Below are 14,501 nucleotides of genomic sequence, written 5' to 3' on the forward strand. Positions count from 1 at the left end.
CCCCCCAGGGCGCCGTCGGCACGCTCGATGGCCAGGCTCACCTACCGTCCACAGCGCAATCCGGGCACACTGCAGCCATGGCGGCAGTGAAATTCTCTCCCACCCTCCCTCCCAGTCTGGCCGAAGCACAGCGGCAGAGCTCCGCAGGCCCTAGCTCCAGCATCGGGCAGACCGGCCTGTTGCTCAGCGGCGGCGGCGCCCGGGCTGCCTACCAGGTCGGCGTGCTGGCCGCCATCGCCGAGCTGCGCCGCGCTCGCGGTCTGCAGCATGGCCCCAATCCCTTTCCAGTGCTTGCAGGCACATCGGCAGGCGCCATCAATGTCGCAGCCCTGGCTTGCCATGCCGATGCCTTTGACAGCGCAGTGCGGCGCATGCTGCATGTCTGGGGCCATATGCATACCGAGCAAATCTACAAGGCCGACTCGCTCAGCGTGCTGCGCAGCGGCGCACGCTGGCTGACGCTGTTGTCGCTGGGCTGGGCGCTGGCCCGCTGGAGCCGCATGCGCCCGCGCTCGCTGCTGGACAATGCTCCGCTCAAGACCCTGATGAACAGCAGCCTCATGCCCTTCGAGCGCATTCCACAACTCATCGACAGCGGTCATCTGCACGCCCTTGCCATTACCGCATCCAGCTACAGCAGCGGTCAGCACATCACTTTCTTTCAGACCCGCGAGGCCCTGAGCCCCTGGGTGCGCGACCAGCGCAAGGCCGTGCAGACCCTGCTGAGCGCCGACCACCTGCTGGCCTCGTCAGCCCTGCCCTTCATCTTTCCCGCCATGCCGCTGCCCATGGACGGACATCTCGAACATTTCGGCGACGGATCCATGCGCCAGACTGCGCCCCTGGCACCAGCGATTCATCTCGGTGCCAGCAAACTGCTGGTCGTCGGCGCGGGCAGACGCCACGAGCCTGTGAGCAGCCAGCCGCAGGTCGATGCCAGCTATCCCACTCTGGCCCAGGTGGCCGGGCACGCGCTGTCCAGCATTTTTCTGGACACGCTGGCTGTGGACATAGAGCGTGCCGAACGCATCAATCAGACGCTGAGCCTGATTTCTCCGGCCGAGCGCATCCACAGCCGGCTGCGCCCTATCGAGGTACTGGCCATCACCCCCAGCGAGCGCATCGACGATATTGCCACGCGCCACATCGACAAGCTGCCGCGGCCGGTGCGCACCCTGCTGGCCACGCTGGGCGTGCGCGCCGACACGGGCAACCCCATGCGCGATGGCGCGCTGGCCAGCTACCTGCTGTTTGAGCAAGGCTATACCCGTGAACTGATAGCACTGGGCCGCAAAGACGCGCTGGCCCGAAGTGAGGAGCTGTGCGCCTTCCTGGGTTGGCCTCAAGAATGTAACAAATGTTGATGATGCGAAAGAAGGCCGGCAAATGATGCGTGAGACACTTTGCACGATCTTCATCATCTTTGCGACAGCCGCCTAGTGACTCCATCCCCACAGCCCATCCGCGCTTCCAAATCGCTCAAGCTTTCGCTGATCCTGCCTTTTGTTGCCCTGATTGCGCTGCTGACATCGGCCCTGGGCATGCTCTGGTACTGGACCGGCAGCAACACGGTGTCCGCCTTGTCCGGGCAGGTGATGGAAGAGAAAGCCGAGCGTATCGCGCTGATCGTGGATCGCCACCTGTCCCCCTCCAGCGCCGTGCTGGAAGCTGCGTTCCCCAGCGGCCAGCCCGTAGCAGCCGATATCCGCGAACATATTCCCGACCTGATCTCCCGGCTGTGGGTGGCGACCTCGCTGCATACCCAGCCCAATGACTATGTGTACTACGCCAATATCGCGGGCCAGGGCATTGCGCTGAAGCGAGTGGCCCCAGAACTGGGCCAGCTGCGCCTCAAGACTCAGCCCGGGGAGCACCGCAGCTACTTCAAGGTCGCCGGCATGCATGCCAAGCCGATCTACGAATCCACCGAAACCAATCTGTTCGAGCCGCGCCAGCGCCCCTGGTTCAAGCTTGCGGCGCAGTCGGCCGATGTGATCTGGACTCCGGCCTATATCGACTTCAGTGCCAAGGACCTGGTGCTCACGCGCGCACGCCGCATTCTCTCCAGCAAGGGCCGTCTCGAGGGTGTGGTTGCCACCGATATTTCGCTGCACGCGCTCAACGAATTCGTCAACCAGCTGCACCTGAGCGAACATGGCCGCGCCTTCATCATCGAGGCCGACGGCTCCCTGATCGCCGCCACCGGCATGCCCAACATCCACCGGCGCGAAGACGGCAAGCTGGAGCGCATGACCGCCACCAACAGCCAGGACCCGCTGATTCAGGCGGTGTACGACAAAATCCAGGGTGCCTTCCAGTCCTCGCTGTCCAGCGACGCCCTCGGCACGGCCCTGCTCGAAGATGACAGGCACAACCCTATTCGCATTGCCTATCGGCGTCTGAGCAATGGAGCCGGTCAGGACTGGATGGCCGTGGTGGCCGTACCACACAAGGACATGCTGGCCGGCGTCTACCGCCATATGGCCCTGGTGGGCAGCCTGGGCTTGCTGGCCCTGGTCGTGGCCGTCGTCATCGGCACCCGCATCTTCGGCGCCGTGGCCAACGATATGCGTTCGCTGACCCGCGCCGTACGCAGCGTGGGTCAGGGCGAAATAGACACGCCGATCGAAGTGCAGCGCCGCGATGAAATTGGTGAGCTGGCCCACAATTTCCACCGCATGCGCCACAGCCTGTTTACCGATCCACTGACCGGAGCCAGCAACCGCAGCGCACTGCAGCATATTCTGACCACACTCACCCGCCCCCTGCCCGGCCAGAGCATGGCCGCCCCATTTGCCCTGCTGTTTGTGGACCTGGACCGCTTCAAGCCGCTCAATGACCGCTGGGGCCATGACAACGGCGATCTGGCACTGGCCGAGATCAGCCTGCGCCTGCGCAATCTGCTGCGCCCCGACGATGTCGTTGCCCGCCTGGGCGGTGACGAGTTCATCCTCATCCTGCGCGGCGTCAGCGACGAGGATCAGGTTCAGGCCGTGCGCCTGAAGATAGAGCATGCGCTGCAACAGCCGCTGAGCACGCTGCAAGGCATTCCCGAGGGCGAAGCCGTGACCGTGGGCGCATCCGTGGGGCAGGCCCTGTATCCCAGAGACGCCCAGGATGCACAAAGCCTGCTCAAGGTGGCCGACCAGGATATGTATCGCAACAAGAAGCCTTCGGTCGGCTGAGCGCAGATTCGGTTATCGCTTCTAATTCAGGAGCTACTAACGCTTTACATATATACAATTAACATTGTTTTTATACTGAAAACAATATACAGAATGCGCAACTAGCTACAAAAAACAAAGCAACCATCGTTGCCGAACGATCTCGGCGGGCGCTGCCGCAAAACCCGCGCCCGCAGCCTGGAGCCAAGCCCTTCTAGAATGGCGGGTTCTCTGTGAAAGCTGTTCCCTCATGACCGCACGCAAACTATTCGTCACCACCGCCCTGCCGTACGCCAACGGCAACTTCCACATCGGCCACATCATGGAATACATCCAGGCCGACACCTGGGTGCGTGCGCAGCGAATGCAGGGCAATGCGGTCAACTTCGTGGGCGCCGACGACGCCCACGGCGCGCCCATCATGATTGCCGCCGAAAAGGCCGGCAAGACGCCCCAGCAGTTCGTGGCCGACATCGCCGCCGGCCGCAAGCAGTACCTCGACGGCTTCCACATCGCCTTCGACAACTGGAGCAACACCGACAGCGCCGAAAACCACGAGCTGTCCAAGCAGATCTATCTGGACCTGAAGAAGGCCGGCTTCATCGAAACCCGCACCATCGAGCAGTTCTTCGACCCCGAGAAGAACATGTTCCTGCCCGACCGCTTCATCAAGGGCGAATGCCCGCGCTGCCACGCCAAGGACCAGTACGGCGACAACTGCGAAGTCTGCAGCTCGGTCTACGCGCCCACCGACCTCATCAACCCGTTCTCGGCCCTGTCGGGTGCCACGCCGGTGATGAAGTCGTCCGAGCATTTCTTCTTCAAGCTCTCGGACCCGCGCGCCGTGGAGTTCCTGACCGAGTGGACGCAGAACGGCAAGCATGTGCAGCCCGAAGTGGCGGCCAAGATCAAGGAATGGTTCGGCGTGCGCACCAACCCCGACGGCTCGACCAGCGAAGGCCTGGACGACTGGGACATCAGCCGCGACGCGCCTTATTTCGGCATCGAGATTCCCGATGCTCCGGGCAAGTACTTCTATGTCTGGCTGGATGCACCCGTGGGCTATCTGGCATCGCTCAAGGAACTGCTCAACAAGCGCGGCGAGGACTACGAGGCCTATATGGCCGACCCCGCTCTGGAGCAGTACCACTTCATCGGCAAGGACATCATCACCTTCCACACGCTGTTCTGGCCTGCGATGCTCAAGTTCAGCGGCCGCAAGACGCCGACCAGGATCTGCGTGCACGGCTTCATGACCGTGAACAACGGCGAGAAGATGAGCAAGAGCCGCGGCACCGGCCTCGACCCGCTCAAGTACCTGTCGCTCAAGATGAACCCCGAGTGGCTGCGCTACTACCTGGGCGCCAAGCTCAACGGCAAGAACGAAGACATCGACTTCAATCCCGAAGACTTCATGCTGCGCGTCAACTCCGACCTGATCGGCAAGTACGTCAACATCGCTTCGCGCGCCGCAGGCTTCATCAGCAAGCGCTTTGACGGCAAGCTGGGCGTGGTCAGCGAAGACGGCCAGACCCTGCTGGCCGCGCTGCGCGAGCAGCAAGCCGCCATCGTCGCCGCCTACGAAGGCCGCGACTCGGCCCGCGCTGCGCGCGAGATCATGCTGCTGTGCGACAAGGTCAACAGCTATGTGGACGCCAACAAGCCCTGGGAGCTGGCCAAGAAGGAAGGCATGGATGCCCGCCTGCACGATGTGTGCACGACCTGCATCGAAGCCTTCCGCATCCTGACCATCTACCTGAGCCCCATCCTGCCCGGCGTGGCCGCAGAAGTCGCCAACTTCCTCATCGTGCCGCCCGAGAGCTTTGCCGACGTGGTCAAGCCCCTGGGAGCAGGCCACCAGATCGGCATCTACCAGCACCTGATGCAGCGTGTCGATCCCAAGCAGCTCGAAGCCCTGTTCGAAGCGCCATCTTCTGCAGGTTCGGGCCAGGCCGCCCCTGCTGCCGAACCCGCCAAGGCCGAGAAAAAGGCCGCCAAGAAGGCCGAGCCCGTGATCGACCCCAATGCCCCCGGCGGCGAGCCGCTGGCCGAGACCATCGGCATCGACGACTTTGCCAAGGTCGATCTGCGCATCGCCAGGATTCTGGAATGCAGGGCGGTGGAAGGCTCGACCAAGCTGCTGCAGCTGACGCTGGACGTGGGCGAGAAGGACGAGAACGGCCAGCCCAGGACCCGCAATGTGTTCAGCGGCATCAGCAGCATGTACCAGCCTGAGCAACTGCAGGGCAAGCTGACGGTGATGGTGGCCAATCTGGCACCGCGCAAGATGAAGTTCGGCCTGTCCGAAGGCATGGTGCTGGCCGCCAGCCACGCCGACGAAAAGACCCACCCCGGCATCTATGTGCTGGAGCCCTTCCCCGGCGCCATGCCCGGCATGCGGATTCATTGATCCCACCTATGACCCCCCCTGAGTCGCCTTCGGCGCCTTCCCCCCGGGGGGACGACAGCCTCGCGGCGGGGCGGCGGGGCCGCCTTAGGCCCTTGCTCGCTGCCCCCGAGCTGAGCTCTGCCCTTTGCATGCTCCGCAAGCCCCCGCGCTTCCCGGCCCTGGGGGCTTTATGCTTCAGCCTGGCGCTCTCGGGCTGCACCGTGATCGCCGTCACCGGCACCGCCATCAGCGTGACGGCTGGGCTGTGGGCCTGGCCGCCGATGCCGCCATCGGCACGGCCAAGATCGTGGGCAAGGGCGTGGGCAAGGCCGCTGATGCCTTGATGGATGAGGCCCCGCCCGATACCAGCGGCGTGAATATTCGCTACCGCGATCCGTCGGCCACCGCTGCCGCAACGGCAGAAATGCCGGCAACGACCGCCAGCCCCACACCTGCCGCGCCCTCTGAAGGGCTGCCGCTGCAATACTGACAAACCGCCCGCATCGGTTCACGGAAAAACGCCTTGTGCTACACATTAGATAGCACAATACGGTTTTTTCATGCCCTGGCGCGCGCCCGCAAGCACAAGCGCAGCGCATAACTAAATAACCAATAACTTCCTGTTACACCACCGGGATATTGAGCTTGTCAGGACCGGTCCACTTTCTAGAATCCGACTCCATCAGCTCTGCCTGCTCCGCCCCTGCTCAGAAGAATGCTCGACATTCGCCACACATAACAAAGGCCGCGCGCATCTAGGCATTGAAGTCATAAATCCCCCGCGCGGCCTTGCGTGGGGACAACGGGAGGCCCCATGCGATCGAACCCCTTGCTCACTTCAGCGCGCTCTGCGCTATGGCTGGCTTTTGCCCTGGCAGCGCCGCTGCCCGGCCTGGCCAGCTCTGCCGCCACCTCCTTGCGTGTGCAGGATGTGGCCGTGCTGGCCGCCAGCTGCGCCAACTGCCACGGCCCGGACGGCCGCTCCACGGGCGTCATTCCCCAGCTGCGCGGCCTGCCTGAGGCCCATCTGCTGCAGCGCCTGCAGGCCTTCAAGGCCGGCACCGCCAAGGACGCCACCGTCATGACCCGTCTGGCCAAGGGCTACGACGATGAGCAACTCAAAGCGCTGGCCCAGTGGTTCAGCAAGAAGGGCCCGTAAATGCAGATCAATCGTCGTCAAATTCTCGGCGGTGCCGCCGCCGGCGCAGCCAGCTTCGCCATGCCCGCCATCGTGCAGGCCAAGGCAGCCTCGGCCCATGTGGTCGTGATCGGCGGCGGCTTTGGCGGAGCCACGGCCGCGCGCTATCTGCGCCAGTTCGCGCCGCATATCCAGGTCACGCTGGTGGAGCCGGCCGAGCGCTTCTATACCTGCCCCTTCTCCAATCTGTACCTGGCCGGCCTGCGCAGCTGGGACAGCATTGGCCACGGCTACGGCGGTCTGCGCAAGGCCGGCGTGAACGTGGTCCACGCACGGGCCGACCAAGTCCTGAGCGACTCCAGGCGCGTGCTGCTGTCCAACGGTCAGGCGCTGAGCTATGACAAGCTGGTGCTCTCGCCCGGCATCGACATGCGCTGGAATGCACTGGAGGGCTATGACGAGGCAGCCGCGCAGCTCGCCCCCCATGCCTGGAAGGCCGGAGCGCAGACCCAGTTGCTCAAGAAGCAGCTCCAAGCCATGCCCGATGGCGGCAAGTTCGTGATGGTCATTCCTGCCAACCCCTTCCGCTGCCCGCCCGGCCCCTACGAGCGCGCAGCCATGGTGGCCCACTACCTCAAGCAGCACAAGCCGAAGTCCAAGATTCTGCTGCTGGACGACAAGGATGCCTTCTCCAAGCAAGGTCTGTTCATTCAGGGCTGGAAGGCACTCTACGGCGACATGATCGAATGGGTCAAGCAGGCCGATGACGGCAAGGTCACGCGCGTGGATGCCAAGAACCTGGAGGTGGAAACCGCATTCGGCACCAAACACAAGGCCGATGTGCTCAACGTCATCCCGCCCCAGAAGGCCGGCTTTATCGCCGACCGCGCCGGCGTGACCAACGCCAGCGGCTGGGTGCCCGTCAAGCCAGAATCCTTTGAATCCACCCAGCTCCAGCATGTCTATGTGCTGGGCGACGCCACGATTGCCGCGCCCATGCCCAAGTCGGGCTTTGCCGCCAATACGCAAGGCAAGGTGGCCGCTGCCGCGATTGCCGCCGAACTGAGCGGCAGCCCCCTGCCTGCGGCGGCCTTTGCCAACACCTGCTACAGCCTGATCGGCACCGACTACGGCATCTCCGTGGCCGGCGTCTACCGCTCGGCGGCGGGCAAGCTGATCGAGGTGCCCGACTCCGGCGGCGTGAGCCCCATGAACGGCGATGCCGCCTTCCGCAAGGCCGAGGCCGACTACGGCGCAGCCTGGTACAAGTCCATCAGCGCGGATATCTGGGGTGGGTGAATAGAGGCTTCCCCCTGAGGCGCTGACGCGCCTTCCCCCTTCTCTCGTGGCGCTTCGCTTGGGGGAAGGGGAACGCCGACTTTGCTGCGGGGCGGCCCTTGCCTGGTCGCCCTCCCCAGCGCGTCCCAAGCCGGCAGCAGCCGTATTTCAAGGCGGCGCTGCCGCTTGCCTTGCTTGAGTCATCGATATGTTGTTGTGGTCTGTTTTTTTGCTGGGCATGGCCTTCGGCGTCGCCGCGCGGCTGGGGCGTTTCTGTCTGCTGCGCGGGCTGCGCCAGCAAATGGGGCTGGATGCGCAAGCCGCGCCCGGCCAGGCGCCTGCATTGCAGGCCTTTGCCCTGGCATTGGCCGTGGCCTTGCTGGCCTCGCAGGGGCTGCAGGCTCTTGGAATGCTTGATCTGGGCCAGGCCGCCATTGCGCGGCCCAGCTTTTCCATGGCTGGCGTGCTGATTGGCGGTTGGCTGTTCGGCATCGGCATGGTGCTGGCCCGCGCCTGCGGAGCACGCTCTCTGGTGCTGCTGGCAGGGGGCAATCTGCGCTGCCTGGTCACCGTCGTGTTTCTGGCGCTGGGCGCGCAACTGGCCATGACCGGTGTGCTGACGCCTGTGCGCCTTTGGCTTCAGGCCCTTGGCCCCCTCACGCTGGCTCATGCCACCTTGCCCGCCTATCTGTCTTCCGTGAACGCATGGCTGCTGACGCTTGGGCTGGCCTTGCTGCTGCTGGCCTACGCCCTGCTGCTTCCCGGCCTGCGCCAAAGCCGCTTGCAGTGGGCCGGTGCGGTGCTCATAGGCCTGCTGGTGGCTGCCGGCTGGTGGCTGACTGCGCATATCGGAGTCGATGAGTTCGAGCCGGCCAGACTCACCTCGCTGAGTTTTATCGGGCCGATTGCCGAGACCCTGCTCTATCTGCAACTGTCCGTGGGACGCGATCCCGGCATAGGCCTGGCGCTGACGGCGGGCGTGCTCGCCGGCGCATTTCTCGCAGCCCTTGGCAGCCGCACGGCGCGCTGGGAAGGCTTTGACTCCACCAGCCGCCTGGCTGCCAGCGCCGGTGGCGGCCTGCTGATGGGCGTTGGCGGCGTGCTGGCCGCAGGCTGCTCCATCGGCCAGGGGCTGAGCGGGCTGTCCACGCTGTCGCTGGCCAGCTTTGCGGCCGTTGCCGGCATCCTGCTCGGAGCGCTTCTCAGCCTGCGCCTGCTGCGCCAGCAATAGCGCTGGCTTCGCTTGGGTATTCACCAGTTCCGGATCAGGGCCTGATCCTAGAATCTCCAGCCACCAGCTCTGCTTGTGCCGCGTGTCGGCTGAGAGGCAATCCCATCGCGCTGCGCCCAAGCTTGCTTCCCCCTTCCCCGAATCCGAGGCCTTGATCAGGCCCCATTTCCATGACAGGAACAATGCTCATGCAACGTCGCCATTTCCTCTGGACTCCGCCCGCACTCGCTCTGGGTGCCGCTGCCGGCCCGGCAATGGCTGCACCCGCCATCATCAGCAGCCAGTCGCCCATCCTGCCGCGCAAGGGCAAGGGGCCGCGCATCGTGATCTGCGGCGGCGGCTGGGGCGGCCTCACGGCAGCGCGCTATCTGCGCGAGCTGATTCCGGCTTCCGATGTCGTGCTGCTGGAGCGCAATCCGACCTTCTGGTCCGGCCCCATGAGCAACAAGTGGCTGGTGGACATAGTCGGCACGGACTTCGTGAACCGCGACATGCTGCACCCGGCCAACAAATACGGCTACACGCTGCTGCAGACCGAAGTCACCGGTTTCGAGCGCGACAAGAAGCTGGTGCGCACGGCCCATGGCCTGATCGAGTATGACTTCCTGATTCTCTCGGGCGGCATTCGCAACGACTACGAGGCCTGGTTCGGCAACGACCAGCGCGCCATCGAATACACGCGCACCCACTTTCCCAACGCCTATATTCCGAATCAGGAAATGCTCTCGCTCAAGAGCAAGGTCAAGAACTTCAAGGGCGGCACGCTGGTGATGACGCTGCCGCCTCCGCCGCATCGCTGCCCGCCCTCTCCCTATGAGCGCGCCTGCCTGATCGCCTGGCATATCAAGAAGAACAAGATTCCCGGCAAGATCCTGATCCTCGACCCCAAGCCCAAGATCGCCCCTATCGGCGTGGGCTACAAGCAGGCCTTCGAGGAGCTGTACGCAGACATCATCACCCATGTGCCCAATGCCGGCGTCAGGGAGGTGGACCCCTTCAACAAGCAGATCAAGACCGCCGCGGGCGACTTCAAGTTTGACGATGCCATCCTCATGCCGCCCCACCAGGCGGCCGACATGGTCTGGAAGGCCGATCTGATCGGCAAGGATGCGGCCACCGGCAAGCCCACGGGCTGGGCCGATATGCACAACCGCCTGTTCCACGCCAGAAGCGATGACCGCGTGTATTTCGTCGGCGATCTGATGGGCGCGATCTCGCCCCAGTTCGGCCACTACCCCAAGAGCGGCCATGTGGCCAATTACGTCGGCAAGATCGTGGCCCGGAACATTGCCGAGCGCGTGGCCGGCAAGGAGGTCGTGGCCCGGTTGCCCGACAACCTCTGCTACATGATGGTCAACGGCGACCCTCAGGAGGAAATTTCGGTGAAGTTCGAATACGAGGTGGACGCCAGCGGCCAGGTCAACCAGACCCAGATCGACATGGATGTGCGCACCTCCGATCTGGTCCAGGAAGACTTTGCCTGGATCAACGGCAAGTTCGGAGATTTCCTGGGGATCTAACCATTCCCCCTGAGCCACTGACGCGGCTTGCCCCCCAGGGGGGCGACGCCCTCAGCTAGGCGCTCCCGCCGCGAGGCGGCTCTTGCTCGGCGTCTGCGGCCTGAAGCTGGCGCGAGTTTTGAAGTTCTGTTGATTGGATTGAAGAAAAGCAATGTTCAAGCACACCTCCCGTAGAAGTCTGGTGCTGGGGGCGGCGGCGGCTGGGGCCGCTCTGGCACTTCCCGTCTCGGCCCTGGCCCAGGCCCAGGCCAGCAGCGCGGCCAAGCCTTCGCTGGTCGGGCCGCTGGCCCCGAACCCGGCCGAGTTCAGGAAGAACATGGAGCAATTCACGGGCGGCAAGCCCGGCCTGGCCGAAGGCCTGCAGCTGGAGGTTCCCGTGCTGGCCGACAACCCCAGCGCCGTTCCCGTCAAGGTCAAGGTGACGCTGCCCATCACCGAGCAGGACTGGTGCGAGGAGATCATCGTGCTGGCCGAACTCAACCCCTCGCCGCTGGCCTGCCGCATGCAGTTCACGGCGGCGGCCGGAACGGCCGAGGCGGCGGTGCGCATACGCCTGTCCCAGTCGCAGACCGTGCACGCCCTGGCACGCATGAAAAGCGGCAAGATACTGGTTGCCACACAAGCGACGACCGTGGCCGCCAGCGGCTGCGGCATGTGAATCTGGCCCCCCTGAGTCGCTGCGCTCCCTCCCCCTCTGTTGTGCCACGCTTTGCGTGGCCGAGGGGGACACCGCCCGCGCGGCAGGGCGGCCTTTGCGCGGCGGTTGCTGGCCCAGGCCCACTTCTGGTTCGGGCCGTAGCTGCATCCACATTCACGATGGATGCCTGAACTGAAAGGAACTTTGATGAGTAAACCACCCCGCGTCTGGGTCAGCAATGCCAACCCCAAGAAGGGCGAAGTGCTGCGCGTGCGCGCGCAGATGGAACATGTCATGGAAAGCGGCCTGCGCACCGACCCGGCCACGGGCAAGGTGCGTCCGCGCAATATCGTGAGCCGTTTCGAAGCCCGGCTGGGCAACGCCTTGCTGTTCAGCTGGGAGCCAGGCATCTCGATTGCGCAGAACCCCTATATCGAGTTCACCTTTGTGGCCCGGGAAAGCGGCGAGCTGCAGATGCAGTGGAAGGACGAGCAGGGCCAGACGCTGAGTGCCCAGAAGACGATCAGCGTCGCCTGATGACAAGCCCCATGAAAAATGGCTCCCCGCGCCTGCCTACTACGTGTGGCTGCGGCCCCTCCAAGAGGGCCTAGGCGGCTCCGGCGTTTTCATCTTGGGTCGGCCCTGCGATGAAAAAGCCCCGCCCGGTTTGCACCGGAGCGGGGCTTTTTCATGGATGACAGGCCTCAGTTGCCCTGGTAGCGGCCTGGACGATGGCTGATCCACAGAAACATGCTCATGATCACCGCCGCAAGCACCGAATACGCCACGCGCTCCAGCGGCACGATGGCCAGCGCCAGCAGCACCACTGTGCAGTCGATCGTCATCTGCACCTTGCCGGCGCGAATGCCGTAGCGGTCCTGCAGATAGAGCGAGACGATGGTGGCCCCGCCAAGACTGGAGCGATGCCGTGCCAGGAACAGGCAACCCGATCCCATGAGCAAGCCGCCAGCCACGGCCGCATAGAGCGGATTCAGGTAGTCGATATGGATGAAGCGTGGGCCCACATCGGCCATCAGTGCCAGCATGGCGACCGAGATGAAGGTCTTGACGGTGAACTCCGCGCCCATGCGCTTCCAGGCAAACCAGTAGAACGGCAGATTGATGACAAAGAAGACGGCACCGAAAGGCAGTCCCGTCATATAGTGCAGCAAAAAGGCCACGCCCGCCGTGCTGCCTGTGAGCAGTCCCGCCTGCGCAAACAGCATCATGGTGATGGAGACAAACAGCGAGCCCGTGAACAGGGCCTGCGCGTCCTCGAAGCGGCCATGGCGCAGGCCCGAAGTGGCCGGTGCAGCAGCAGCGGGGGCATCCATGCGGCCGGCCAGAGCAGAGCTGGCCGAGGAAGATAGCGGTGTGGACATGTCGGGTAAGACAGCAAGATTGATGCCCATGATCTCGATAAAGACCGGGGCGTGCCGGTGCGGATAACACCGGGAAACCCCTTAATTTTACGGATGGACTCATGCGGTATGCACATGATTTGCTGCAACGCAACAAATCTCGAAGGGGAATTTCGGAAGCACCTCTACCCAGAATTTCAAGCTTTTCGGCCTTCATCGCACACGGTTAAAGCACTACAAGCTATCAATTCAGAAGCAATCCAGCACACCCGTCACCAACGTATGCACGCAGGCCTGTCTATCAAGATGCAAAAAAGCCCTGACTGCACCATCGCAGGCAGGGCTTTGAGCCGATCCGGCCGCTTGGCGGCCGCTCAGCCGCGCGACTCGTCGGGCAGGCGTTCGCGGTTCAGCGTGCGCAGCACCCGGCCATCGGAGCCAAAGGTCACCGTGAACTGCATCTCGCGCGTGGGCGGATCGATGTAGTTCCAGTCCCAGTCGGTTTCCTGCTTGAGCTTGTAAGTCATCATCTTGGCGGGCTTGCCCAGCATGCGGCGCACCTCGTTTTCCTCCATGCCGGGCACGATCCTCGCAAACACATGCGGAGCCAGCACCTGGCGCAGCGCACTCATCTTGCCGTCCTCGCCTATGGTGATCATGTAGTTCCTGGCACCGGCCGGCTGGCGGTTGTACTCAAAGGTGCGCGAGCCATCCTCTTCGTTCCAGATGCGTTCTGGCTCGCCAAACTTTGCGCGCACATCGGCCTCGGTGGACAGGCCTTCCTCCAGCTCCTTGATCTTCTGCTCGTCGCACCCCAGCAGCGCCAGGGTGCTGATTGCAGCTGCCGCCAGGGCCGCCGTCACACGGGAAAAAATATTCATGGACTTGAATCACAATGCTTGCCATACAGAATGCGAATTCTGACAGCAAGCCACCCGCGCGCACGCGCCACTTTTGCAAACGCTTGTCAAAACGGAGCCATCCCCAGTGAGCACAACCCTTGAGCAACTGTTTTCCCAATTCACCAACGCCGCGCAGGCGGCGCGGGATCAGCAGGACAAATGGCTGATCATCGATCCCGTCTACGAGCACCTGGAGACACTGCAGGACGCAGCACTGGAGCAGGTTCTGCCGCATATCCTGACGCTGATCGAAACCTATCCCGAACTGGACTATGGCGGCCCGGGCCCGTTCGGCAGCCTGATCGAGGAGCACCCCATGGCCGCCTACACCCCGGCCTTGCTGGCGTCGCTGGAGCGCCAGCCCAGCGTGCAGGTGATAGGCTGGCTGGACCGCACCATGCGCGTGGATGAAGACTTTCAGCGCGGCGACCCGAACCCGGTCGGAGCCGCCGAATTTGCAGCCGTGCTGCGCAAGATCGTCGATTCGCCCCTGGCCTCTGCCGACTGCAAGGAGTTCGCGCAGATCTGTCTCAAGGATCTATAAGAACGTGCTTGCGATCTCCTCGCGCCGCGTAGAGATCGCAAGCACGTTCTAAAGGCCCGCAGCGGGCCTTGCGCCCGCGACGGGCTAAAATCCGCTGTTCTGAGAGGTTCTACACATATGTCTTTCTTCCGTCGCCCCGACTACCGTTCCGACACCACCAACTTCATCAACGACCTGAAGCAGCAAAAGCCCGAGCTGGACAAGCAGCAGCAAGCCGGTCGCGCCCTGCTGTGGGACAAGGACGTGAACTATGAAGTCTGGGAAGATCTGCGCGCCGGCCGCGTGGAGCAACAGCCTTACGTGTACCAGACCAACCACTCCTGATCTTTTCGATGAA

Annotated in this window: 14 protein-coding genes; 12 read left to right on the forward strand and 2 right to left on the reverse strand. The window is 63.6% G+C overall.

The features are described 5' to 3' along the window. Nucleotides 1–77 precede the first annotated feature (77 nt). The 10 genes from AC1RTQ_RS00515 to soxZ all read left to right on the forward strand — a co-directional run bounded on the left by AC1RTQ_RS00515 (nucleotide 78) and on the right by soxZ (nucleotide 11,894). Nucleotides 78–1,364: a patatin-like phospholipase family protein gene (locus AC1RTQ_RS00515; RefSeq protein WP_492873609.1), complete on the forward strand. Its 1,287-nt coding sequence runs from the start codon at nucleotides 78–80 to the stop codon at nucleotides 1,362–1,364. A 75-nt stretch (nucleotides 1,365–1,439) separates the two neighbouring features. Beyond that, complete coding sequence (locus tag AC1RTQ_RS00520; protein ID WP_492873611.1) at nucleotides 1,440–3,185, forward strand: diguanylate cyclase domain-containing protein; 1,746 nt, start codon at nucleotides 1,440–1,442, stop codon at nucleotides 3,183–3,185. A gap of 229 nt (nucleotides 3,186–3,414) precedes the next feature. Beyond that, nucleotides 3,415–5,574, forward strand: a complete 2,160-nt coding sequence (metG, locus tag AC1RTQ_RS00525; protein WP_492873613.1) for a methionine--tRNA ligase — start codon at nucleotides 3,415–3,417, stop codon at nucleotides 5,572–5,574. 169 nt (nucleotides 5,575–5,743) lie between these two features. After that, nucleotides 5,744–6,043, forward strand: coding sequence for a hypothetical protein (locus AC1RTQ_RS00530; protein WP_492873615.1), 300 nt, complete (start codon nucleotides 5,744–5,746; stop codon nucleotides 6,041–6,043). Nucleotides 6,044–6,367: 324 nt separating this feature from the next. Next, complete coding sequence (locus tag AC1RTQ_RS00535; RefSeq protein WP_409814679.1) at nucleotides 6,368–6,712, forward strand: c-type cytochrome; 345 nt, start codon at nucleotides 6,368–6,370, stop codon at nucleotides 6,710–6,712. Then, entirely contained in the window at nucleotides 6,713–7,990 is a 1,278-nt protein-coding gene (locus AC1RTQ_RS00540; RefSeq protein WP_409814682.1) for an NAD(P)/FAD-dependent oxidoreductase, read from the forward strand. 187 nt (nucleotides 7,991–8,177) lie between these two features. Then, nucleotides 8,178–9,200 (forward strand): YeeE/YedE thiosulfate transporter family protein, encoded by a 1,023-nt coding sequence (locus AC1RTQ_RS00545; protein ID WP_492873618.1) that lies wholly within the window; start codon nucleotides 8,178–8,180, stop codon nucleotides 9,198–9,200. Between the two features lie 188 nt (nucleotides 9,201–9,388). Further along, entirely contained in the window at nucleotides 9,389–10,720 is a 1,332-nt protein-coding gene (locus tag AC1RTQ_RS00550; RefSeq protein WP_492873619.1) for an NAD(P)/FAD-dependent oxidoreductase, read from the forward strand. A gap of 151 nt (nucleotides 10,721–10,871) precedes the next feature. After that, complete coding sequence (locus tag AC1RTQ_RS00555) at nucleotides 10,872–11,378, forward strand: thiosulfate oxidation carrier protein SoxY (RefSeq protein WP_492873621.1); 507 nt, start codon at nucleotides 10,872–10,874, stop codon at nucleotides 11,376–11,378. Nucleotides 11,379–11,564: 186 nt separating this feature from the next. Beyond that, entirely contained in the window at nucleotides 11,565–11,894 is a 330-nt protein-coding gene (gene soxZ, locus AC1RTQ_RS00560; RefSeq protein ID WP_302089292.1) for a thiosulfate oxidation carrier complex protein SoxZ, read from the forward strand. Nucleotides 11,895–12,061: 167 nt separating this feature from the next. Here the strand turns inward: soxZ and AC1RTQ_RS00565 are convergent, their stop codons facing one another. Beyond that, nucleotides 12,062–12,769 carry a YitT family protein gene (locus tag AC1RTQ_RS00565; protein WP_492873623.1) on the reverse strand — a complete coding sequence of 236 codons (708 nt, stop codon included), beginning with the start codon at nucleotides 12,767–12,769 and terminating at the stop codon, nucleotides 12,062–12,064. A 323-nt stretch (nucleotides 12,770–13,092) separates the two neighbouring features. Next, complete coding sequence (locus AC1RTQ_RS00570) at nucleotides 13,093–13,599, reverse strand: outer membrane protein assembly factor BamE (RefSeq protein WP_302089290.1); 507 nt, start codon at nucleotides 13,597–13,599, stop codon at nucleotides 13,093–13,095. Nucleotides 13,600–13,705: 106 nt separating this feature from the next. Here AC1RTQ_RS00570 and AC1RTQ_RS00575 point away from each other — a divergent pair, with 106 nt between their 5' ends. Next, the gene (locus AC1RTQ_RS00575) at nucleotides 13,706–14,164 is read left to right on the forward strand and encodes a hypothetical protein (protein WP_304350568.1); all 459 of its coding nucleotides are present in this window, start codon (nucleotides 13,706–13,708) and stop codon (nucleotides 14,162–14,164) included. 117 nt (nucleotides 14,165–14,281) lie between these two features. Next, the gene (locus AC1RTQ_RS00580; protein WP_003051953.1) at nucleotides 14,282–14,488 is read left to right on the forward strand and encodes a DUF3460 family protein; all 207 of its coding nucleotides are present in this window, start codon (nucleotides 14,282–14,284) and stop codon (nucleotides 14,486–14,488) included. The last annotated feature ends 13 nt before the right edge of the window (nucleotides 14,489–14,501 follow it).

Source organism: Comamonas sp. GW821-FHT11H03, from assembly GCF_058807955.1.